20 protein-coding genes are annotated in these 19,993 nt (G+C 70.8%); 8 read left to right on the top strand and 12 right to left on the bottom strand.

Features of this window, described 5'->3' with window-relative positions; genetic code table 11:
- Positions 1–2 precede the first annotated feature (2 nt).
- The 4 genes from IT293_09005 to IT293_08990 are packed head-to-tail and all read right to left on the bottom strand — an operon-like array spanning position 3 to position 4,026.
- Positions 3–950, bottom strand: coding sequence for an ABC transporter ATP-binding protein (locus tag IT293_09005; protein MCC6764787.1), 948 nt, complete (start codon positions 948–950; stop codon positions 3–5).
- Positions 947–1,891, bottom strand: a complete 945-nt coding sequence (locus tag IT293_09000) for an ABC transporter ATP-binding protein (GenBank protein ID MCC6764786.1) — start codon at positions 1,889–1,891, stop codon at positions 947–949. Before IT293_09000 ends, IT293_09005 begins: the two co-directional genes overlap by 4 nt.
- Before the next feature lie 19 nt (positions 1,892–1,910).
- The gene (locus IT293_08995) at positions 1,911–2,927 is read right to left on the bottom strand and encodes an efflux RND transporter periplasmic adaptor subunit (GenBank protein ID MCC6764785.1); all 1,017 of its coding nucleotides are present in this window, start codon (positions 2,925–2,927) and stop codon (positions 1,911–1,913) included.
- Between the two features lie 4 nt (positions 2,928–2,931).
- Positions 2,932–4,026 (bottom strand): hypothetical protein, encoded by a 1,095-nt coding sequence (locus tag IT293_08990; protein MCC6764784.1) that lies wholly within the window; start codon positions 4,024–4,026, stop codon positions 2,932–2,934.
- A gap of 264 nt (positions 4,027–4,290) precedes the next feature.
- On the opposite strand from IT293_08990, the gene IT293_08985 reads away from it, so the two are divergent.
- The gene (locus IT293_08985) at positions 4,291–5,901 is read left to right on the top strand and encodes a fumarate hydratase (GenBank protein MCC6764783.1); all 1,611 of its coding nucleotides are present in this window, start codon (positions 4,291–4,293) and stop codon (positions 5,899–5,901) included.
- A 17-nt stretch (positions 5,902–5,918) separates the two neighbouring features.
- Here the strand turns inward: IT293_08985 and IT293_08980 are convergent, their stop codons facing one another.
- Positions 5,919–6,443 (bottom strand): GNAT family N-acetyltransferase, encoded by a 525-nt coding sequence (locus tag IT293_08980; GenBank protein MCC6764782.1) that lies wholly within the window; start codon positions 6,441–6,443, stop codon positions 5,919–5,921.
- 90 nt (positions 6,444–6,533) lie between these two features.
- Here IT293_08980 and IT293_08975 point away from each other — a divergent pair, with 90 nt between their 5' ends.
- Positions 6,534–7,181 (top strand): GNAT family N-acetyltransferase, encoded by a 648-nt coding sequence (locus IT293_08975; protein ID MCC6764781.1) that lies wholly within the window; start codon positions 6,534–6,536, stop codon positions 7,179–7,181.
- Positions 7,182–7,276: 95 nt separating this feature from the next.
- Here the strand turns inward: IT293_08975 and IT293_08970 are convergent, their stop codons facing one another.
- The 4 genes from IT293_08970 to mtgA all read right to left on the bottom strand — a co-directional run bounded on the left by IT293_08970 (position 7,277) and on the right by mtgA (position 10,580).
- Positions 7,277–7,996 (bottom strand): superoxide dismutase, encoded by a 720-nt coding sequence (locus IT293_08970; protein MCC6764780.1) that lies wholly within the window; start codon positions 7,994–7,996, stop codon positions 7,277–7,279.
- Between the two features lie 112 nt (positions 7,997–8,108).
- Positions 8,109–8,438, bottom strand: a complete 330-nt coding sequence (locus IT293_08965; GenBank protein MCC6764779.1) for a TraR/DksA family transcriptional regulator — start codon at positions 8,436–8,438, stop codon at positions 8,109–8,111.
- Between the two features lie 16 nt (positions 8,439–8,454).
- Positions 8,455–9,726, bottom strand: a complete 1,272-nt coding sequence (locus IT293_08960) for a beta-lactamase family protein (protein ID MCC6764778.1) — start codon at positions 9,724–9,726, stop codon at positions 8,455–8,457.
- Positions 9,727–9,854: 128 nt separating this feature from the next.
- On the bottom strand, positions 9,855–10,580 hold the full coding sequence (gene mtgA, locus IT293_08955; protein MCC6764777.1) for a monofunctional biosynthetic peptidoglycan transglycosylase: 726 nt from the start codon (positions 10,578–10,580) through the stop codon (positions 9,855–9,857).
- A 98-nt stretch (positions 10,581–10,678) separates the two neighbouring features.
- Here mtgA and recG point away from each other — a divergent pair, with 98 nt between their 5' ends.
- The 4 genes from recG (at position 10,679) to glpX (ending at position 16,302) form a co-directional block, all read left to right on the top strand.
- A complete protein-coding gene (gene recG / locus IT293_08950; GenBank protein ID MCC6764776.1) occupies positions 10,679–13,150 on the top strand; it encodes an ATP-dependent DNA helicase RecG in 2,472 nt (823 codons plus the stop codon).
- A gap of 145 nt (positions 13,151–13,295) precedes the next feature.
- A complete protein-coding gene (locus IT293_08945; GenBank protein ID MCC6764775.1) occupies positions 13,296–13,934 on the top strand; it encodes a hypothetical protein in 639 nt (212 codons plus the stop codon).
- Between the two features lie 68 nt (positions 13,935–14,002).
- Positions 14,003–15,352 carry a homoserine dehydrogenase gene (locus tag IT293_08940; protein ID MCC6764774.1) on the top strand — a complete coding sequence of 450 codons (1,350 nt, stop codon included), beginning with the start codon at positions 14,003–14,005 and terminating at the stop codon, positions 15,350–15,352.
- Positions 15,352–16,302, top strand: a complete 951-nt coding sequence (gene glpX / locus IT293_08935; protein MCC6764773.1) for a class II fructose-bisphosphatase — start codon at positions 15,352–15,354, stop codon at positions 16,300–16,302. Before IT293_08940 ends, glpX begins: the two co-directional genes overlap by 1 nt.
- 724 nt (positions 16,303–17,026) lie before the next feature.
- Here glpX and IT293_08930 read toward each other — a convergent pair.
- The 3 genes from IT293_08930 to IT293_08920 form a co-directional block, all read right to left on the bottom strand.
- A complete protein-coding gene (locus IT293_08930) occupies positions 17,027–17,461 on the bottom strand; it encodes a type II toxin-antitoxin system VapC family toxin (protein ID MCC6764772.1) in 435 nt (144 codons plus the stop codon).
- Positions 17,462–17,463: 2 nt separating this feature from the next.
- The gene (locus tag IT293_08925) at positions 17,464–17,718 is read right to left on the bottom strand and encodes a hypothetical protein (protein MCC6764771.1); all 255 of its coding nucleotides are present in this window, start codon (positions 17,716–17,718) and stop codon (positions 17,464–17,466) included.
- A gap of 410 nt (positions 17,719–18,128) precedes the next feature.
- Positions 18,129–18,980 carry a DsbA family protein gene (locus IT293_08920; GenBank protein MCC6764770.1) on the bottom strand — a complete coding sequence of 284 codons (852 nt, stop codon included), beginning with the start codon at positions 18,978–18,980 and terminating at the stop codon, positions 18,129–18,131.
- A 109-nt stretch (positions 18,981–19,089) separates the two neighbouring features.
- Between IT293_08920 and IT293_08915 the strand changes: the two genes are divergently transcribed.
- Positions 19,090–19,398 carry a DUF2007 domain-containing protein gene (locus IT293_08915; protein ID MCC6764769.1) on the top strand — a complete coding sequence of 103 codons (309 nt, stop codon included), beginning with the start codon at positions 19,090–19,092 and terminating at the stop codon, positions 19,396–19,398.
- Between the two features lie 65 nt (positions 19,399–19,463).
- Positions 19,464–19,993, top strand: a 530-nt coding sequence (locus IT293_08910; protein MCC6764768.1) for a methylmalonyl-CoA mutase, incomplete at its 3' end; no start/stop codon positions are given.

Below are 19,993 nucleotides of genomic sequence, written 5' to 3'. Positions count from 1 at the left end.
GGTCAGCTCCCCCGGGCCGCTACGTGGGTTTCGATGATCGCGACGAACGCGTCCTCGAGCGAGGGTTCGATGCGGTCGAGGCGGCGGAGCGGCAGGCCGCTCGCCGCGAGCCGCTCCCGGATCGTCGCGCGCGCCGCCGCCTCGTCGGCGACCGTGGCGTGGAGCGCGTTTCCGAAGAGCGCTACGCCGTCGATGCCCGGCGTCGACTTGAGCGCCTCGTACGTCCCCATCAGGTCATCGCTCTCGATCTCGAGGAGGGCGTGGCGGATGTGCTCGCGCTTGAGCTGCGAGGGCGTGCCCGCGGCGACGACCGTGCCGGCGTAGATGAGCGCGAGCTCGTCGCAGTGCTCGGCCTCGTCCATGAAGTGCGTCGTCACGAAGATCGTGATGCCGCGCTCGGCGAGGTCGCCGATCATGTCCCAGAAGCGGCGGCGCGACACCGGGTCGACCCCCGATGTCGGCTCGTCGAGGAAGAGGATCGGCGGCTCGTGGAGGACGGCGCAGCCGAGCGCGAGCCGCTGGCGCCAGCCGCCGGCGAGCGCCGAGGTGAGGGTGTCGCCGCGTCCTTCGAGGCCAGCCATGTGGAGCGCCCAGGCGATGCGTTCCGCCAGACGAGCCCCGCGCACCCCATAAATGCCGGCGAAGAACCGCAGGTTCTCCGCGACCGTCAGGTCCTCGTAGAGCGAGAACTTCTGCGACATGTATCCGATGCTGGCCTTCACGCGCTCGGGCTCGCGGGCGACGTCGAAGCCGCCGACCCGTGCCGTGCCGCCCGACGGCCGCAGGATGCCGCACAGCATCTTGATGGTCGTCGACTTGCCGGCGCCGTTCGGTCCGAGGAAGCCGAAGATGCGGCCGGTGGGCACGGCGAGGTCGATGTGGTCGACGGCCACGAACGAGTCGAAGACGCGGGTGAGGCCCGCCGCCTCGACCGCGAGCGCGGCGCTCATGGCGGCGCCGCCGCGGTCGGGCGCGTGTAGGCGAGGAACACGTCTTCCAGCGAAGGCGCCACGAGCTTCCAGTCGTCGACCGCGACGCCCGCCGCGCGGACGCGCGCCACGACCGTGTCGGGATCGAGGCCGTCGCGCGGCAGGGTGAGGTGGATGCGATCGCCGAAGAGCGCGGTCGTCTCGAAGCCTCGCAGGTGCCGGAGCGTACGCTCGGCGGCGCGCGGCGCCGCGCACCGGAGATCCAACACCGCCACGCCGAGGTCGATCTTCAGCTGCGCGGGCGGTCCGCACGCGATCATCGTCCCGTCCTGCAGGAAGCCGACGCGGCCGCAGCGCTCGGCTTCGTCCATGTAGGGCGTCGAGAGGAGGATCGTCGAGCCTTCCTGGAGGAGGTCGTAGAGGATGAGCCAGAAGTCGCGACGCGAGAGCGGGTCGACGCCGATCGTCGGCTCGTCGAGGAGCAGGATCCTCGGTTGGTGGATCAGGCAGGCCGCGAGCGCGAGCTTCTGCTTCATGCCGCCCGAGAGGTCCTTGGCGAGGCGCTTCTGAAACGGACCGAGGCGGCTGAACTCGAGGAGGCGCTGGATACGGGTGCGGCGCGCCGCCGGGTCGACGCCCCAGACCTCGGCGACGTAGAGCAGGTTCTCGAGCACGGAGAGCGTGCCGGAGAGGCTGAAGCGCTGCGACATGTAGCCGATGCGGCGCTTCACCTCGGCGGGATCCTCGGTGACGTCGACGCCGTCGACCTCGGCGCGGCCGCCGTCGGGGCGCAGCAGGCAGGCGAGGAGCCTGAGGAACGTCGTCTTGCCGGCGCCGTCGGGTCCGACGAGTCCGAAGAGCTCGCCGGCGCGGACCTCGAAGGTCAGGTCGCGGAGCGCCTGAACGGTTCCGTAGCGCTTGGCGACGTCGACGGCGCGGACGGCGGGCCTGCCTGTGGGGATCGACGTCGCCACGAGCGCGTCACCGCGAGGCCGCGGCGGTCGCGACCGGCAGGAGCGCGTCGGCCGGCATGCCCGGCTTGAGGGCTTCGTTCCGCGTCTCGACCTCGACCTTCACGCGATAGACGAGCTTCACGCGCTCGTCGGGCGTCTGGATGTTCTTCGGCGTGAACTCGGCGCGGTCGGAGACGAAGGCCACCTTGCCGTCGAAGGGCTGGTCGGGGAACGAGTCGACGGTCACCTGCGCCGCCATGCCGAGATGCACCTTCCCGAGGTCGCGCTCGCCGACGTAGACGTTGACCCACGGCCGGCTCAGATCGCCGAGCGTCACGATCGGCGTTCCGGGCTGCACCATCTCGCCCGGCTCGCGGCTCTTGCTGAGCACGCGTCCGGCGGCGGGCGCGAAGAGCAGGCAGCGCGCGAGGTTGAGCTCGGCGAGCTCCAGCTCGGCGCCGGCGCGCTGCAGGTCGGCGCGTGCGCCTTCGATCTCCTCGGTGCGGAAGCCCTCGCGGAGCTCGTCGAGCTGGGCGACCGCCTGGTCGCGAGCCGCGCGCGCGTTCGCAAGCAGGTTCGAGAGGCGGTCCTGCTCGGTCTGCGCGACGATCCCCTCCGCGCGCAGGCGCGTGACCCGCTCGTACTCCCGGGCCTGCAGCGCGAGCTCGGCGTCGGCGGCCTCGCGGGCGGCGAGCGCCCGGTCGATCTCCTGCTCGCGGGCGCCCTTGGTCATCATGCGGTAGCGCGCGTCGGCGGCCTCCTTCGCGGCGGTCGCGCGCATCACGTGCAGGCGGTACTCGCGGTCGTCGAGGCGGCCGACGGGCTGGCCCTTGTCGACCATCGCACCCTCGTCGACCGAACGCTCGATCATGCGGCCCGCCACCTCGAAAGCGACGTCGACCTGCGTCACCTCGATGATGCCCGAGCCGCGGATCGCCGCGGCGGAGCGCTCGCGGACCATCCACCAGCGCGCGCCGAGGAGCGCCGCCGCCACGAGGGCGGCGGCGGCGAGAGCCAGGACGACCGGACGACGCATTCCGCTCAAGAAATCACTTCGCGATCGTGATGCTGGGGGCGGCCGACGCCGGCTTCACGACCGTCATCTGGAAGAGCTGGTAGAGGAGTACGAACGCCTTCTTGTTCCATGGGTAGCCGGACTCGGGCGCGAGCGCGTAGTAGTGCCCCCGGTAGCGGATCGCGCGCTCGCCGCGGACCGGGCGCGAGGACTCCACCATCTCGAGCGTGAACGCCGGGTTCTCGCGCACCGCGGGCGTGTGCGAATGCGGCGCGACCGCGTATTCCGGATCCTCGCCGAGCGCGCGGCCGAGGAAGTCGATCATGTTCGCGAAGCTGCGGAGCCGGAACTTGCCGTGCAGCGGGAACTCGCCGCCCGGGTAGCCGGACCGGACGTCGACCACGAGCTCGTCGTCGAGGTTGTGAGACGCCTCCTCGTGGAGCCTGCGCCGCTCGTCGTTGCTCAAGACCTCGGGATCGTAGTTGGTGATGACGATGCGGCCGATCGTGCGCTTCGTGACGCGGTAGGTGTTCCCGCCGCGCTCGCGCGTCAGCGTGTACTCCGATCCGAACGATTGCAGGACTTCGGGCGTCACCGACTCGGCCGGCACCGTCCACGTGTCCGTGAAGATCATCGGCTCGGCGTAGAGTGCGCCGCGGTCCTGGATGGACGAGACGTGCACCGCCACCCGGCGGAACACCGTGTACCCTTCACGGTCGGATGGCTTGTTCGCGTACGTGACCCGGGCGCCGTCGAGCTCCGTACGGTACTCGCCCGCCATCATGCGCAGCACGAGGTCGACGTCCGCCCCCTGGCGCAGAAGGAGCGTCAGCGTGCTCTCGGGAAACGGCGTCAGCAGGCGGCGCGTGAACTCCTCGCCCTCGACCGGCACGATGCTGAGCGTCGGATTGTCGGTCCAGCTGCCGCCGAAGATCGGCGAGAGATTGCCGGCGCCACCCTCGAGGCCGCCGAGGGGCGGCGTCGCGCCCGCGTTCAGCTGCAGGCTGTACGTCGCGGCGATGTTGGAGAGCGCGGTGAAGTGCAACGGCTCGTTGTGGCGCGCGCGCGCGACGTTCAGCAGCAGCTGGCGGCAGACCGCGTCGGTCGCGACGGCGTCGTAGGCCGCCATGGTGCGATTCAGCTGGAGGGCCGGCAGACACCCGGTCGGTGCGAGCGCGAGCGGGACGAGCGTCCCCGCGAGCCACGCGGCCGCAGGTCGCGAGCGGCGATCCGGAGCGGAGGTCGAACGGGACACGCGCTCCGCCCTGTATCCCGGCGGCGGCGGTCTTTCAAAGGCCGGTCGCGACGCGAGCCCGCCGGTGTCGGCCCGGGCCGAGCGGTCGCGGCGGGCCGTTTCGTGGCGCAGGCGGCGGGGATCGTCTAAACCGTGCGGATGCCCGACTTCCGCTACCAGGAAATGTTCCCCCACGGTCACGACACGACGCCCTACCGCAAGCTCGAGGGTGACTGGGTCGGTACGGACACCTTCCGCGGCCAGCGCGTGCTCACGGTCGACGCCGCCGCGCTCACCCGCCTCGCCTTCGAAGCCGTTCGCGACGTGTCGCATCTCTTTCGTCCCGGCCACCTCGCCCAGCTGAAGAAGATCCTCGAGGATCCCGAGGCGTCGATGAACGACCGCTTCGTCGCGCTGAACATGCTGCGCAACGCCTGCGTCTCGGCGGGCATGGTGCTGCCGTCGTGTCAGGACACCGGCACCGCGATCGCGCTCGGCAAGAAGGGCCAGCGCGTCTGGACGGGCGGCGACGACGAGGCGGCGATCGCGCGCGGTATCTACGACGTCTACCAGCAGACCAATCTCCGCTACTCGCAGATGGCGCCGCTCTCCATGTTCGAGGAGAAGAACACCGGGACGAATCTGCCGGCGCAGCTCGAGCTCTACGCGGTAGGCGGCGACGAGTACCGCTTCCTCTTCGTCACCAAGGGCGGCGGCTCGGCGAACAAATCGTTCCTCTATCAGGAGACCGCCGCGATCCTGAGCCGCGAGCGCCTGCTCCCGTTCGTCGAGTCGAAGGTGAAGACGCTCGGCACGGCGGCGTGTCCGCCCTACCACCTGGCGATCGCGATCGGCGGCACGTCGGCGGAGCTCACCATGAAGACCGTGAAGCTCGCGTCCTGCCGCGACCTCGACGACCTCCCGACGCGCGGCGATCCGGCCGGGCACGCCATCCGCGACCCCGAGCTCGAGGACGAGATCTGGAAGATGACCCAGCGCCTCGAGATCGGCGCGCAGTTCGGCGGCAAGTACTTCTGCCACGACGTGCGCGTGATCCGGCTCCCGCGCCACGGCGCGAGCCTGCCGATCGGCATCGGCGTCTCGTGCTCCGCCGATCGGCAGGCGAAGGCCAAGATCACCGCCGACGGGGTCTTCCTGGAACGGCTCGAGACCAATCCCGTCCGCTTCCTTCCCGAGATCGACGAAGCCGAGCTCTCGGGCGACGTCGTGAAGATCGATCTCGGGAAGCCGATGAGCGAGATCCGCGCGGCGCTGTCGAAATACCCCATCAAGACCCGCCTCGCGCTCAGCGGCCCGATGATCGTCGCCCGCGACCTCGCGCACGCGAAGCTCCGCGAGCGCATCGAGCGCGGCGAGGGCCTGCCCCAGTACGTGAAGGACCACCCGATCTACTACGCGGGCCCGGCGAAGACGCCGCGGGGCATGGCGTCGGGCTCGTTCGGCCCCACGACCGCCGGCCGCATGGACGGCTATGTCGACCTCTTCATGCAGCACGGCGGGAGCTTCGTGACGCTCGCCAAGGGCAACCGCTCGCCCGCGGTCACGGAGGCCTGCAGGAAGCACGGCGGCTTTTATCTCGGCTCGATCGGCGGCCCCGCTGCGATCCTCGCCCGCGACAACATCCGCAAGGTCGAGGTGCTCGAGTACGCCGAGCTCGGGATGGAGGCGATCTGGAAGATCGAGGTCGAAGACTTCCCGGCTTTCGTCGTGGTGGACGACAAAGGGAATGATTTCTTCGGGCGGCTGTAGGGCGCCGTCTCGGCTCACTACGGGCGCGTCCGGTGTCCCGTGGGTGGACGATCCGCGCGTCCGATGAGTTCCCGGCGCATGCGGAGGCCGGCGGTGGTGCGGGAGTAATAGGCCGGCAGCCGGCGTGTGATCGCGAAGCCGTGGAGGGCGAAGAGCGCGAGCGCCGCGCGATTGGTCGCCGCGACCTCCAAGGACACGACCGTGCAGCCGCGGCGCCGCGCCGTCGCGAGAAACGCGCGCAAGAGACGCCTGGCGAAGTCGCGGCGGCGCGCGCTCGGATCGACCGCGATGCTGTAGAGGCGCGCGACGTGCGCGCGGCTACCGGCGCCCTGGACGCCGAGGACGTAGGCGACGATCCGGCCGCGCCCTTCGACGACGTGGGCGAACGACGCGGACCGCGTGAGATGCGACGAAAGCTGCGCCGCCGCGAAACGGTGCGCGGCGTAGCACCCGACGAACGCCGCGCGCTCGAGGCGGGCGAGCGCGTCGGCATCGGGCGGGCGCGCCCTGCGCAGGACGCTCGTTCCGGCTTCGTCCGTCATGGCAGCGAGAGCGCGTAGCGCGCGCCCTCGGGAGGCGTCAACGCCGCGGCCCGCGTCGACATGCCTTCGGGTGCGTGGCATGCGCTCCGCATGGCCCATACGATCCGCCGCGCCACGGAGCGCGATCTTCCCTTCATCGCCTGGGTGCAGCAGGAGGCGTCGCGCTCGCATCTGCCGTTCGGATTCTGGGATCTCGCGATCCCGGGATCCGACGCGTACCGGCTCGGCATCGTCGCGCGCATCGCGAACCGGCAGCCGGAGTCGTTCGCGCACTGGTCGCGCTTCCTCGTCGCCGAGGTGGACGGCGAGCCGGCGGCGGCGCTCTCGGCCTACGACGACGCGAAGGTCGCGACCGGCGAGCGCTTCTTCCGGGCGCTCGTCGAGGCGATGACCGCCGAGGGATGGAACGAGGCGCGGCTCGGCGCGATGCAGCAGCGGGTCGCACCCTTCCTCGCCTGCGCGCCCGACCAACCCGACGACACGTGGATCGTTGAGTGGGTGGCGACGCGCCCGGCCCACCGCGGGAAGGGGCTCACCAAGGCGCTGCTCCACGCGATCCTCGACGCGGGCCGCACGCGCGGCCACACGCGGTTCCAGATCGGCGTCCTCATCGGCAACACGCCGGCGCAGCGCGCGTACGAGGGGGCGGGCTTCGCGGTCTTCGACGAGAAGCGCGATCCCGCCTTCGAGGCGACCTTCGGCGCGCCGGGCATCCGGCAGCTGCGGCGAGGGGGCTGAGGACTCCGCACCATCCACGCCACGGCCTGCTCCCGGCGCGCGCCACGCGCCTTCGCGACCGGGAGCGCGGCCGACGCCGCGGACGTGTAGTGGCGCTACGCGGCGAGATTGGCGGCGGCGAACTCCCAGTCGATCAAGTGGTCGAGCACGGCGGTGACGTAGTCGGCGCGCTTGTTCTGGTAGTCGAGGTAGTAGGCGTGCTCCCAGACGTCGATGGTGAGGAGCGGCTTCACGCCCTTGATGACCGGGTTCTCGGCGTTCGGCGTCTTCACGATCTGCAGCACGCCGCCCTTGGCCGCGAGCCACGCCCAGCCGCTCCCGAACTGGGTGAGCGCCGCGTCGATGAAGGTCTTCTTGAACGCGTCGTAGCTGCCGAACGCCTGGTCGATCTTCGCGCCGAGCTCCTTCGGCGGCGCGCCGCCGCCCTTGGGCTTCAGGCTCTTCCAGTAAAAGGTGTGGTTCCAGACCTGCGCGGCGTTGTTGAAGATCGTCTGCTTCTCGGCGTTGCCCGCCGTCGTCGTCATGATCTTCTCGAGCGGCAGGTCGGCGAGCTCGGTGCCCGCGATCAGCTTGTTCAGGTTGTCGACGTAGCCCTTGTGGTGCTTGCCGTAGTGGAAACCGATCGTGTGCGCCGAGACGTAGGGTGCGAGCGCGTCGTCGGCCCAGGGAAGCGGCGGCAGCGCGATCGGCGCGGCCGCGGCGCCGCGGGGCAGGATCAGGGTCGCGCCGCCGGCGGCAACGGCCGCCCCGGCGCCTACCAGGAACTCGCGGCGCGTGACCTCGTGCGTGCCCGTGTCGGGATCGTCCTTCTGCATGCCATGTCCTCCTCTCGAAGAGTAGGGTCTCACCCTACTGCCGGGTTCCGGTAAGGGGAAGGGGGGCGGCCTCACGGACGCGACGACGTCGCCCCACCAGGCCATGACGAGGTCAGGCGGCGCGCGCGCAGTCGATGCAGGTCGTGACTTCGGGGATGGCCTCGAGGCGCCCCGGGTGGATCGGACCCCGGCAGCGTACGCAGGTTCCGTAGGTGCCGGCGGCGATGCGGTCGAGCGCCGCGCGGAGCTGGGTCGCGCGGGCGCGGCCCTCGGCATCGAGCGCGTCGAGCACCTCGTCGTTCTCCAGCACGGCGGCGTTCTCGGTCCAGTCGCCGCCGAGCGGGTTCTGCTCGCGGCGGAGGTTGGCGGCGATCTTGGCGTTGCGCTGGATCAGGCCGAGGAGCTCTTGGCGCAGGCGTTCGCGGATGGCGTCGGTCCCCATGGTCGCTCCTTCCGGGTCAGTGCGGGTCGTCGACGCTCGCGAGCGCCGCGCCACCGATGCGTGCGATGCGGAGGTCGCCGAAGGGTGTGCCGAGCCCGCTGTTCACGATGAGGGCCACCGCCAGATCGCGACGCGGGTCGGCCCAGGCTCCGGAGCCCCCGAATCCGAAGTGACCGAAGGCCTGCCGGGGTACGCCGCGCGTCGTGAGAACGCCGTGGTAGCCAAGCCGCCACCGCATGTCGAAGGGAATGACCACCCGGCTCGCGGCGCGCGATTGGATCTCGGTCGCGCGCGCCACCGTCGCGGGCGAGAGTAGGCGGACCCCGTCGATCGCGCCGCCCGCGGCGAGCGCGGCGTAGGTGCGCGCCAGCGAGCGCGCGGTGAAGAGGCCGTTGGCGGCGGGGATGGACGCGCGCAGCGTCTCGGGGGCGCTGAAATCGAACGAGCCGATGCCGCGCGGCGCGAGCGCGTCGAGGATGCTCGCCAGGTCGAGCTCGATGCCGCCGACCGCGAGGAGGCGTTGCAGCACGGGCGACCCTTCGCGCAGCGCCCAGTGCATCACGCCGGCGCCGACCGGGAGGCGCGGGGTCATGACGTTGCGCTTGGGCCAGAGGAGCGTCGCGGCGCGGGGCAGCTCATGGTCCGGCGTGCCGATGTACATGCCGTCGCAGCCGAGCCGGCCGGCGATCTCGGTTCGTACGAGCTCCGCGAACGACCGGCCGGTCACGCGCTGCGCGATCTCGCCGATCAGGTACCCGAAGGTGAGCCCATGATAGCCGGTGCGCGTGCCGGGCGGATGGATCGGCGGGGTGCGCTCGATCGCGCGGATCATGTAGCGCCAGTCGCGCATCCGCTCCGCGTGATCGATCATCTGGCGGATGTGGTAGAGGCCCGATTGGTGCGAGAGCACGTGGCGGACGGTGATCGCGTCCTTGCCGGCCTGCGCGAACTCCGGCCAGTAGCGTGCGACGCGGTCGTCGTAGTCGAGGAGGCCGCGGTCGACGAGGACGTGCATCAACGTCGCCGCGATGCCTTTCGTGGTCGAGAAGCTCGGCGCCATGGTGTCGCGTGTCCACGGCGTCCCGGCCGCGTCCTTGTAGCCACCCCACAGGTCGACGACGCAGCGGCCGCGCCAATACACCGCGACCGCGGCGCCGCCGGGGTGGCTGCGGAGCTGCTCGCGGAGCGCGGTCGCGACCGGCTGGAAATCCGGGTGCAGATGCCCGTCGAGGGCGACGGGTCGGCACGTCCGGAGCGTGAACGACCTGGGAACGAGATCCAGCACCATACCGATCACCGGAGCACTGGTCGTGCCAGCGCCCCGACCATGTAGATCGGGCGTCTGCCCCGCGGGTTCTCACGAGTGCGATTCGCCGATCGGGCGGCCGTTGCAACGCTGAGAAAGCCGCCGACCGTTCAACGTCCGTCGGCGGGCGCGGCGCGGAGGCGCGGCGCGGCGGGGAGCTCGACGGCGCGGGCCCGCGCCAGGATCGTCGCCGCGCGCCGGCGGAGGGATGGTGAGGGCGCCGCCGGGTCGAAGCGCCGCGGCGCGGGCAGCGTCGCGGCGAGCAGGGCCGCGCGCTCGGCGTCGAGATTCGCCGCCGACACGCCGAAGTGCCGGCGCGCCGCGCTCTCGGCGCCGTACACCCCCGGCCCCCACTCGACGACGTTCAGGTAGACCTCGAGGATCCGCCGTTTTCCCCAGAGTTGCTCCATGAGCACCGCGAGCCACACTTCGATCGCCTTGCGGATCCAGGTGCGTCCGGGCCAGAGGAAGACGCTGCGCGCGCACTGCATCGTGATCGTGCTGGCGCCGCGCAGCCGGCGTCCGCCCTGTCGCTCGTTGTACGCGACGGCGCGTTCGAGCTCGGTCGTGTCGACGCCCCAGTGCGTGAAGAAGCGCGCGTCCTCGGCCGCGATCACCGAGCGGACGAGCGCCGGGCTCACCTCGCGGAGCGCGACCCGACGGTGGTCGATCCCGACCGGCGCGCCCGCGAGCGCGCTCTCGACGGCGCGCAGGAGCATGAGCGGCGTCACCGGCGGATCGACCCAGTGGTAGAGCGTCACGACCGTGAGCGAGGCGGCGGCGAAGCCGACGGCGAGGCACGCGCCCCAGCGGAGAACGACTCGGAGCGCGCGCATGGACGGCGAGTCTTGCCGACGACGGCGGGGTCGTCCACACCTTGCCGATCGCGGCGACGCCTGGGTAGAACGACCGGCGCATCGGGTCCGACTTCACCGTGACGCCGCTCGAAGATCTGCTCCGCACGCTCGGACCGCCGCTCCAGTACCTCGCGACGGCGCCGCCGCGGCTCGCGCGATCGGCGCTGCCGTTCCGCGTGCTGCGCGAGAAGCTCGCGCTCAGCGTCGCCCGGACGCCCGACGAGGCGACCCGAGCCCGCCTCGAGGAGGTGCGCGGACTCCTCGACGGTCTCGCGGGTGGTCCGCTGCCGCCGCCGGCGCCCGCGTCCGCCGTGAGCGGCGACGCGGAGGCGAGCGCCGCTCTGCGGCGGCTGATGGCGCTCGTCGCCGACCTCCGGGCGGCGCCCGCAGCGGCGCCGGCGCCGCCGCGCCCGTATCGCGGCTCGTCGGACGCGGTCGCGGGCCAGCTGCAGAATCTCGAGACGCCGGTCCAGTTCGTGAAGGGCGTCGGCCCGAAGCGCGCCGAGCAGCTCGCGACGCTCGGGCTCACCACCGTCGACGACCTGCTCTTCCATCTCCCCTTCCGCTACGAGGACCGCCGCGACGTCCGCACGATCTCGATGCTGCAGTCGGGCGAGCACGCGACGATCGAGGCCGAGATCCGCGGCGTTCGCGAACGCTTCGCCGGCCGTCGGCGCATCCTCGAGGCGACGGCCGTCGACGCGAGCGGGTCGCTGACGCTCCTCTGGTACCATCAGATCGCCTACTTCCGGAGCCGCTTCCACGAGGGCCAGCGCGTGCTGCTGCACGGCAAGGTCGAGGCGGCGAAGGGCATGGCGCGCATGCTCGGTCTGCGCGTCGTGCATCCCGAGGTCGAGCTCCTCGAAGGGCAGGAGGATGCCGACACCGGTCGCATCGTGCCGATCTACACGAAGCCCGCCGGCATCCCGATCGGCGCGATGCGCCGGCTCGTCCACGCGGCGGTCGACCAGTACGCGGGGCGGGTGCCGAGCGCGCTGCCGACGGCGACCGCCGAGCGGCGCGGCGTCGTCGACCTCGCTGCGGCGCTCCGCGCCGTGCACCAGCCGCCGCCCGACGCGGACGTCGACGAGCTGAACGCGGGTACGTCGCCCGCGCACCGCGCGATCGTCTACGACGAGCTCTTCTACCTGCAGCTCGGCCTGGCGCTCCGCAAGCACAACGTCGTCGCCGAGCGCGGCATCGCGTTCCCGGTGCCGGCGGCGCGCACCCGGGCGCTCGCGGCGACGTTGCCGTTCGCGTTCACGGGGGCGCAGCGCCGGGTGATCGGCGAGATCGAGCGCGACATGGCGGCGCCCCACCCGATGCACCGCCTCGTGCAGGGCGACGTCGGGAGCGGCAAGACGGTGGTCGCGCTCCATGCCGCGGCGATCGCGGTCGACGCCGGCTATCAGGCCGCGCTGATGGCGCCGACGGAGCTCCTCGCCGAGCAGCACTGCGCCACGCTCCGCCGCTTCGGCAACCCGGTCGGCCTCACGGTGGCGCTCCTGACCGGCGGGGTGCAGGGGAAGCTCCGCGGCCGCACCGAGCGGGCGATCGCCCGCGGCGACATCGACCTCGTCGTCGGCACGCACGCGCTCATCCAGGAGGGCGTCGCCTTCAAGAAGCTCGGTCTCGGCATCATCGACGAGCAGCACCGCTTCGGCGTGCTGCAGCGGCAGATGCTGAAGCGCCACGGCACGAACCCCGACATCCTGTTGATGACGGCGACGCCGATCCCGCGCACACTCGCGCTCACGCTCTATGGCGATCTCGAGGTGTCGGCGATCGACGAGCTGCCGCCCGGCCGGCGGCCGATCGTGACCCGCGTGTTCAACCAACGGCGGCGCGAATCCGTGCTGGAGCTCCTCGCACGCGAGCTCGACCAGGGCCGGCAGGCGTACCTGGTCTACCCCCTCGTCAGCGAGTCGGAGAAGACGGACCTCCTCGACGCGACCCGCATGGCGCGCGAGCTCGCCGCGGGGCCGCTCGCGAGGTACCGCGTCGGGCTCATGCACGGGCAGATGCGCGGCGACGAGAAGGACGCGGTCATGCGCCGCTTCCGCGACGGCGAGTACCAGGTGCTGGTGTGCACGACCGTGATCGAGGTCGGGATCGACGTGCCGAACGCGACCGTCATGGTGATCGAGCACGCCGAGCACTTCGGCCTCGCCCAGCTGCACCAGCTGCGCGGCCGCGTCGGGCGCGGCGAGCACCGCTCGCTCTGCTTCCTCCTCGCCTCCTACGCCCAGGGCGACGTGGCGCGCGAGCGTTTGCGCGTGATGGAGGAGACGAACGACGGCTTCCGCATCGCGGAGAAGGACCTCGAGATCCGCGGGCCGGGCGAGTTCCTCGGCACGCGCCAATCGGGCCTGCCCGACTTCCGCGCGGCGAACCTGGTGCGCGACGGCGCGCTCTTGCGGCAGGCGCAGGAGGATGCGGCGGGGTGGCTCGCCTCCGATCCGGGGCTCGCGTCGCCGGCCTCTCGGTCCTTGCGCGCGGTGCTCGAGGCGCGCTGGGCGGGTCGGCTCGAGCTCGCGCGGATCGGGTGACGGCGGCGCGGCGCGAGTCACGCAGACGCTGCGATTCATGCCTTGCCTTCCCGGAAGGTGCCCGCTATCGTCGCCCGAGATCGCACGCGTTGTACGACGCGGACTTAGCGCCAAATCGATCGCTTTGGGGGAAAGGGGAGGGGTCATGAAGATCCGCTCGCTGTCGCTGGCCATCCTGTGCGTGTTCGGGCTCGTGGGGCGTGCCGCCGCGGAGCCGGGCGCCGCGTTCCTCGAAGTGCGCGGCGGCGCGTTGATCCCCGTCGGCGACTTCAGCCACGAGCAGAACCCGGGCGGCGCCTACAGCATCGCGGCCGGCTACGAGTTCCTGCCCTTCCTCGACGGCATCTTCGAGTTCACGCACTCCTTCAACGACAACGACGGCGACTCCGAGCGGTACCGGCAGGGCGACTTCGAGTTCAAGACCGACGAGGTCCACCAGAACTTCGTGGTGGCGCTCGGGCCGCGCATCAATTTCCTGCCGTCGTCGTATCCGGTGCGGCCGTACGCGACCGTGAAGGGCGGGTGGTACCACTTCGCGAACTTCAACAGCGCCGAGGTGAACGGCATCGGCGTCTTCACCGACGAGGACGAGGATGCGGCCGGCATCGAAGCTGGGCTCGGCCTCACCGGCACCATCTTCACGCTCTACGAGCGCGAGAACGACGAAGTGCCGCTGCTCGAGATCACGCTCGGCCTGCACGGCAGCTACCACCAGGCGTTCCTCAACAACCGCTCGGATCGCCAGTTCGTGACGACGATGGGGTCGCTCGGCTTCCGATTCTGAGCTCCGGGACGTCGCGGTCCGGATGGAATTTCCCCGCATCACCGCCGGCTTCGACGCGCGCGTGGCCCATGGGTAGCAGCAAGCGCCTGGCGAGCATCCGGCCCGCGGATCGCGAGATCCGCGCCGGCCTCATCGGCTTCGGGACGATCGGCACCGGGGTCGTGAAGCTCCTGCAGCGCCGGCGCGCGGCGATCGACGCGATGCTCGGCGCGCGTTTGCGCCTGGTGCGCATCGCCGACCTCGACACCCGGCGCGACCGCGGCGTGCGCCTGCCCAAGGGCATGCTGGTGCCCGACGCGCGGCGCGTCTACGAAGCGGACGACGTCGATGTCGTGATCGAGCTCATGGGCGGCTACGAGCCGGCGCGGCGGTTCGTCCTCGGCGCCATCGGACGCGGCAAGAGCATCGTCACCGCCAACAAGGCGCTTCTCGCCGTGCACGGCCGCGAGATCTTCGGCGCGGCGGCCCGGCAGCGCGTCGACATCGGCTTCGAGGCGAGCGTCGGCGGCGGCATCCCGATCGTGCGGGTGCTGCGCGACGGCGTCGTCGCCGACCGTACCGTCGCCGTCCGCGGCATCGTGAACGGCACCTGCAACTACATCCTCTCGAAGATGAGCGCGGAGGGCGCGCAGTTCGAGGACGTGTTGCGGGAGGCGCAGGCGCGCGGCCTCGCCGAGGCCGACCCGAGCTTCGACATCGACGGCATCGACTCCGCGCACAAGCTCGTCATCCTGAGCGCGCTCGCGTTCGGCGCCGAGCTGCACTTGAGGGACGTGCACACCGAGGGCATCCGGCGCGTGGCGCAGATGGACGTCGGCTACGCGCGCGAGCTCGGCTACGAGATCAAGCTCCTCGCGATCGGGTCGATGCACGGGGACGACGTGGCGGCGCGTGTGCATCCGACGCTGGTGCCGGCGGCGCACGTGCTCGCGGGCGTACGCGGCGCCTTCAACGCGATCTACGTCGAGGGTGAGGCGCTCGGCTCGAGCATGTACTACGGCCTCGGCGCGGGCATGATGCCGACCGCGACCGCCGTCGTCGCGGACCTGATCGAGATCGCGCGCAACCGCCTCCAGGACACGTCGGCGCGCGTCCCGCCGCTCGGCATCCCCGCGCTCCGGCGTCCGAAGCGCATCCCGATGGGGGATCTCCGTACGGCGTATTACCTGCGCATCATGGTGCGCGATCGGCCGGGCGTCCTCGGAAACCTCGCTTCCATCCTCGGACGACACGGGATTAGTATCGCGACCGTGATCCAGAAGGAGCGCAGCGCCGGCGGGACGGTGCCCGTCGTGATCCGTACGCACGAGGCGCGCGAGCGGGATCTGCAGACGGCGCTCGGCCGCATCGGGCGCCTGGCCGGCACGCAGGGCACGCCGATCTGCCTGCGCATCGCCGACGACCTCGGAGGAGCCTGATGGACCGCAACCTGGCGCTCGAGGTGGCTCGGGTCACGGAGGCGGCGGCACTCGCGTCGGCGCGCTTCATGGGGCGCGGCGACGAGGCGGGGGCCGATCAGGCCGCGGTCGAGGCCATGCGGCGCGCGTTCAACGCGATCGCCGTCGGCGGCACGGTCGTGATCGGCGAGGGCACACAGGAGCAGACGAAGGCCCTCTACGTCGGCGAGAAGATCGGCGGTGGCGAGATCACGACCGAGGTCGCGCTCGACGCGCTCGAAGGGGCCAGCATCACCGCGACGGGCGGGCCCGGGGCGCTCTCGATCATCGCGATCGCCGAGCCCGGCGTCTTCTTCCAGTGCCCCGACGCCTACATGGAGAAGGTCGCCGTCGGGCCGGAAGGGCGGGGCGTGATCGACATCACGCGCGCGCCGCAGGACAACCTGCACGCGCTCGCCGAGGCGAAGGGCGTGTACGTCGAGGACTTGACGGTCGTCGTGCTCGAGCGGCCCCGCCACGCGAAGCTCATCCGCGAGGTCCGACAGGCGGGGGCGCGCATCAAGCTGCTCGGCGCCGGCGATCTCTCGGCGGCGCTCGCGACGACGCGCCCCGAGTCGGGGATCGATCTGTTGATCGGCGTCGGCGGCGGTCATCAGGGCGTGCTCGCGGCCGCGGCGTTGCGCTGCGCGGGCGGCGACATGCAGGCCAGGCTCGCGCCGCTCACCCACGACGAGCGCGACCGCTGCTACGCGGCGGGGCTCACGGATCTGCAGCAGGTTTACAAGATCGACGATCTCGTGCGCGGTGACGTGATGTTCGCGGCGACCGGCGTGACGACCGGCGATTTCCTCCAGGGCGTGCGCTTCTTCCGCGGCGGGGCGAAGACGAACTCGGTCGTCATGCGCTCCCAGACCCGCACGGTGCGCTACCTCGAGACGACGCACCACTTCGACTTCAAGCCCGAATACTGACCCTCTCGCGGGTCGCTGAGGCGTGGTGCAGCGGGGCCGCTGCGCGGCGGGGTGGGGCGGCGCTTCGCTGGCTCCGCAGATCCTCGACTCCGTGGCGTTCAAGGGCACCGTGCGCAGGGCCGCGTAGCGGATCTAGTCGCCTGCGAAGCGCCGCCCCACCCCGCTCAGTAGCGACCCTGCGCAAGGTGTCTTCGGCCCTCGAAAGCACGAGCATCGGCGGCGACGTCGTAAGCTGCAGCGATGTCGCCGGCCAGCCACGCACCGTCGGCTTGCCGTCGGCGGGAGAAACAGATCGCGCAGCTCGTTGTCGAGGGCTGCGGGGGAGCGACTCGCAGGCGACTAGATGGCACACGCGGCCATGCGCATGGTGATCCTTGAGCGGGATGGGCGTGCCATCTGCGGAGCCAGCGAGCCGCTCCCCCGCGCCCCGTGGCACCGCCCCTGCGCGCGGTCCGTTTGGTCGGCACCAAAGAAAAGGCGCCGCCCGCGCGAGGGCGGCGCCTTTCGATGCAACGGAGGACTACTTCGCCGCGGCGAGCTCGTCGTCGATCCCAGACCCGCACGGTGCGCTACCTCGAGACGACGCACCACTTTCGACTTCAAGCCCGAATACTGATCGTCGTTCCGAGTCGCCGAGTCGCGATGCACTTCGGTCGCTGCGTGGCGGGGTTTCATTGGTTGAATCTCCGCTCGCAAATAGGGCGCCTGCTGCAGGTGCGGTCGTCTACGCGGAGATCGCGATCGCGGTCAGGCCGAGCGCACCGGCTCCCGCGCGCTGCTGGGCGTCGTGGGTGTGGATCTCCGAGAACCCATGGCGGAGCGCCGTGATCAGGTGCAGGCAGTCGGCCGTCCGCAAGAAGACGTCGTCCGGCAGCGTGGCGTACACCCGCACGACCTGCTCGACGATCTCGGCATCGAGTGGGAGCCACGTCCAGTAGCCGCCGGCGTCGTCGGTCGACCACTGCCGCACGACGGTCTGGAACGCGCTCCGATCCCATCGGCGCTCGCGGAGCTGCCGGTGGAACACGCCCATGAGCTCGGCCCGCGCGAGCTCGGAGAGCAGCACGCGATCCTCGGCGTCGAGCCGAGCGCGGACCGCCTCGGATTCCGGCTCGGCCACATAGTATTTCGCGAGCGTCGACGTGTCGCAGAAGAGCATCGTCAGCGCTCGCCGCGTACGGCGTCGAGATCGTCGAGCACCCGGGTCGCCGGCTCGCGCGACAGCCACGTGGCGTACTCCGCCAGCACGGTGCGCCGCCGGCGGCCCGTCGGGAGCAACGTCGGGGGGACCAGTGCGGCGACGACCTTCCCACGATCGGTCACCGGCACCGGCGCCCGCCCGCGGCCGGCCCGCCGCACGTGCGCTCCCGTCTGCGCGTGCAGATCCTTGATGGTGATCGACCCCTTCCTCGTCATGGTGACACAGTGTCACCATGAGTGGCGCACTGCAAGCCGCCACGCTGCCGACGGGTCGCCGCGGCGCGACGTGCGCGCTCGGACCACGAAAGCACGAGCTTCGGCGGCGCAGTCGTGGTGATGCTGCGCGGCGCACAGCCGGTCGCACACCGACGGTCCGCTGCTGGCTGTTCCAGATCGCGCAGCGGCGCTTCGGCGGGGTGCGGGAGACCGGCTCGCAGGCGACTAGATCCGCTACGCGGCCCTGCGCATGGTGCCCTTGAACGGTGCGGAGTCGAGGATCTGCGGAGCCAGCGAGCCGGTCTCCCGCACCCCGCAGCGGCGCCATTACGCGCGGTCTTCCTGTACCGCAAAAAGGGAAGGCGCCACCTGCACGAGGCAGGCGGCGCCCGGATCGGAAAAGGTAGCGACTACTTCGCCGCGGCGAGCTCGTCGTCGATCACGTTCTTGAACTGCTCGAACGGCTGCGCCCCCACCAGCATGCGGCCGTTGATGAAGAAGGCCGGCGTGCCCGTGACGCCGAGGGCCGCGCCTTCGTCGTGCTCCTTGTTCACCTTCGCCGCCGTCTCCTTGTTGTCGAAGCAGGTGTTCCACTTGGCCATGTCGATGCCGGTGTCCTTCAGGTACTCCGCCGCCTTGTCCTTCACGTTCTGCGGATTGATCTCCGACTGGTGGTTGAAGAACGACTCGTAGACCTTCCAGAACGCTTCGGCCTTCTGACTCTTTGCGCACTCGGCGGCGATCGAGGCCGGCATCGCCCACGGGTGGAACGGCAGCGGGAAGCTCTTGAAGTAGAACTTCACCTTCCCCTCGTACTGCTTCAGCACCTGGTTCTCGATGGTGTCGAAGCCGCGCTTGCAGAACGGGCACTGGAACTCAGAGTATTCGACGATCGTGACCTTGGCGTCCTTCGCGCCCTTGAACGGCTCGCCCTGGAGGTTGATCTTCGCCATCACGGCCTTCGACGGATCGACCGTGGTGTCCACCACCTCGCCCACGACGACATACTTGAGGTCGGGCGACGCGATGAAGTTGAGCGCCTTGTTGCCCTGCGGGCCCGCGATGTTGAGCGTGCCTTCCTTCGATCCCTTGAAGTTGGCCGAGTCCTTCAGGCCCTGGACGGTGACGGCGGCGGTGGGGGGGAGGTTGTTCTTCTTGCGGAAATACTTGATCAGCGCGTCCTCGCTCTGGGCGAGCGCCACGCTGGCGCTCGCCACGACGAGCAGGCCGGCCAATGCGAAACGCGGTGCCAATCGGTTCATGCGGTGCCTCCTGTGGATTTGGTTGGGCTTCCGCTTGCCCGCGTTTGGTGCGACCGTCAAGTATGCCTTGGCATGACAAGGAGGATCATCTATACGGAAAAGTCCCGTCATGCCCTGGAAAGTCTGCCACGCCACGGCATTCGAGCCCGAAGCGCACCTCGTCAAAGGATTCCTCGAGCACCAGGGCATTCCGTGCCTGCTGGAGAGCCGGCGCTTCGAGATGGATCCGGTCCGCACCGGCAGCCTCGGCACCATCCGCATCCTCGTGCCCGAGGAATGGGTGCCGGTCGCGGCGAAGCTCATCTCGCATCGCACCCCGCGTCCGCGCCTGCCGCGCGCCCGTGTGATCGACGTCGACTTCCGGCGGCGGCGCCGCGTGTCGCCGGGCGCGCGCGGCTCCCGGCCGCTCGAGCCCTGACGAAACGCCGCTCGCACTGGCGGCGGCGATCGCGATAAGACCGTCGACGGAACCCGGAGACTGCCATGAGCGCACAACCACGATTCGTCCCGCCGGGGTCCGCGTCGAAAGAGACCGCGCGCCGCTTCTCGACGGTCTCCGACATGGAGATCAAGGAGTGCTACGCGCCGGACGATCTCGCGGGCCGCGACACGTCCGCCGACATCGGCAGGCCCGGCGAGTTCCCCTACACGCGGGGCGTCTACCCGACGATGTACCGCGGCCGCTCGTGGACGATGCGGCAGTTCGCCGGTTTCGGGACGCCGCGCGACACCAACGAGCGCTTCAAGTTCCTCCTCGCGCAGGGGCAAACGGGTCTCTCGACCGCTTTCGACATGCCGACCCTCATGGGCTACGACGCCGACCACGAGCGCTCGCTCGGCGAGGTCGGGCGTGAGGGCACGGCGGTCTCGACCATCGACGACATGACCGAGCTCTTCGACGGCATCGCGCTCGACGAGGTCACCACCTCGATGACCGTCAACTGCTCGGCGAGCATCATCCTCGCGATGTACTTCGCCGTCGCCGAGCGCCGCGGCATCCCGATGGCGAAGCT

It is taken from the genome of Deltaproteobacteria bacterium, assembly GCA_020848745.1.
Classification (GTDB): Bacteria; Desulfobacterota; Binatia; order UTPRO1; family UTPRO1; genus UTPRO1.
This window is presented reverse-complemented; position numbering and strand designations above follow the sequence as displayed.

What these genes read in the sequence shown, in the direction of transcription:
- IT293_08985 (MCC6764783.1), top strand. Translation starts at nt 4,291, where the DNA reads ATGCCCGACTTCCGCTACCAGGAAATGTTCCCCCACGGTCACGACACG.
- IT293_08990 (MCC6764784.1), bottom strand. Translation starts at nt 4,026, where the DNA reads ATGGCGGCCTACGACGCCGTCGCGACCGACGCGGTCTGCCGCCAGCTG.
- IT293_08940 (MCC6764774.1), top strand. Translation starts at nt 14,003, where the DNA reads ATGGGTAGCAGCAAGCGCCTGGCGAGCATCCGGCCCGCGGATCGCGAG.
- glpX (MCC6764773.1), top strand. Translation starts at nt 15,352, where the DNA reads ATGGACCGCAACCTGGCGCTCGAGGTGGCTCGGGTCACGGAGGCGGCG.
- IT293_08970 (MCC6764780.1), bottom strand. Translation starts at nt 7,996, where the DNA reads ATGCAGAAGGACGATCCCGACACGGGCACGCACGAGGTCACGCGCCGC.
- IT293_08965 (MCC6764779.1), bottom strand. Translation starts at nt 8,438, where the DNA reads ATGGGGACCGACGCCATCCGCGAACGCCTGCGCCAAGAGCTCCTCGGC.
- IT293_08975 (MCC6764781.1), top strand. Translation starts at nt 6,534, where the DNA reads ATGGCCCATACGATCCGCCGCGCCACGGAGCGCGATCTTCCCTTCATC.
- IT293_09005 (MCC6764787.1), bottom strand. Translation starts at nt 950, where the DNA reads ATGAGCGCCGCGCTCGCGGTCGAGGCGGCGGGCCTCACCCGCGTCTTC.
- mtgA (MCC6764777.1), bottom strand. Translation starts at nt 10,580, where the DNA reads ATGCGCGCGCTCCGAGTCGTTCTCCGCTGGGGCGCGTGCCTCGCCGTC.
- IT293_08915 (MCC6764769.1), top strand. Translation starts at nt 19,090, where the DNA reads ATGCCCTGGAAAGTCTGCCACGCCACGGCATTCGAGCCCGAAGCGCAC.
- IT293_08980 (MCC6764782.1), bottom strand. Translation starts at nt 6,443, where the DNA reads ATGACGGACGAAGCCGGAACGAGCGTCCTGCGCAGGGCGCGCCCGCCC.
- IT293_08925 (MCC6764771.1), bottom strand. Translation starts at nt 17,718, where the DNA reads ATGACGAGGAAGGGGTCGATCACCATCAAGGATCTGCACGCGCAGACG.
- IT293_08930 (MCC6764772.1), bottom strand. Translation starts at nt 17,461, where the DNA reads ATGCTCTTCTGCGACACGTCGACGCTCGCGAAATACTATGTGGCCGAG.
- IT293_08960 (MCC6764778.1), bottom strand. Translation starts at nt 9,726, where the DNA reads ATGGTGCTGGATCTCGTTCCCAGGTCGTTCACGCTCCGGACGTGCCGA.
- IT293_08920 (MCC6764770.1), bottom strand. Translation starts at nt 18,980, where the DNA reads ATGAACCGATTGGCACCGCGTTTCGCATTGGCCGGCCTGCTCGTCGTG.
- IT293_08945 (MCC6764775.1), top strand. Translation starts at nt 13,296, where the DNA reads ATGAAGATCCGCTCGCTGTCGCTGGCCATCCTGTGCGTGTTCGGGCTC.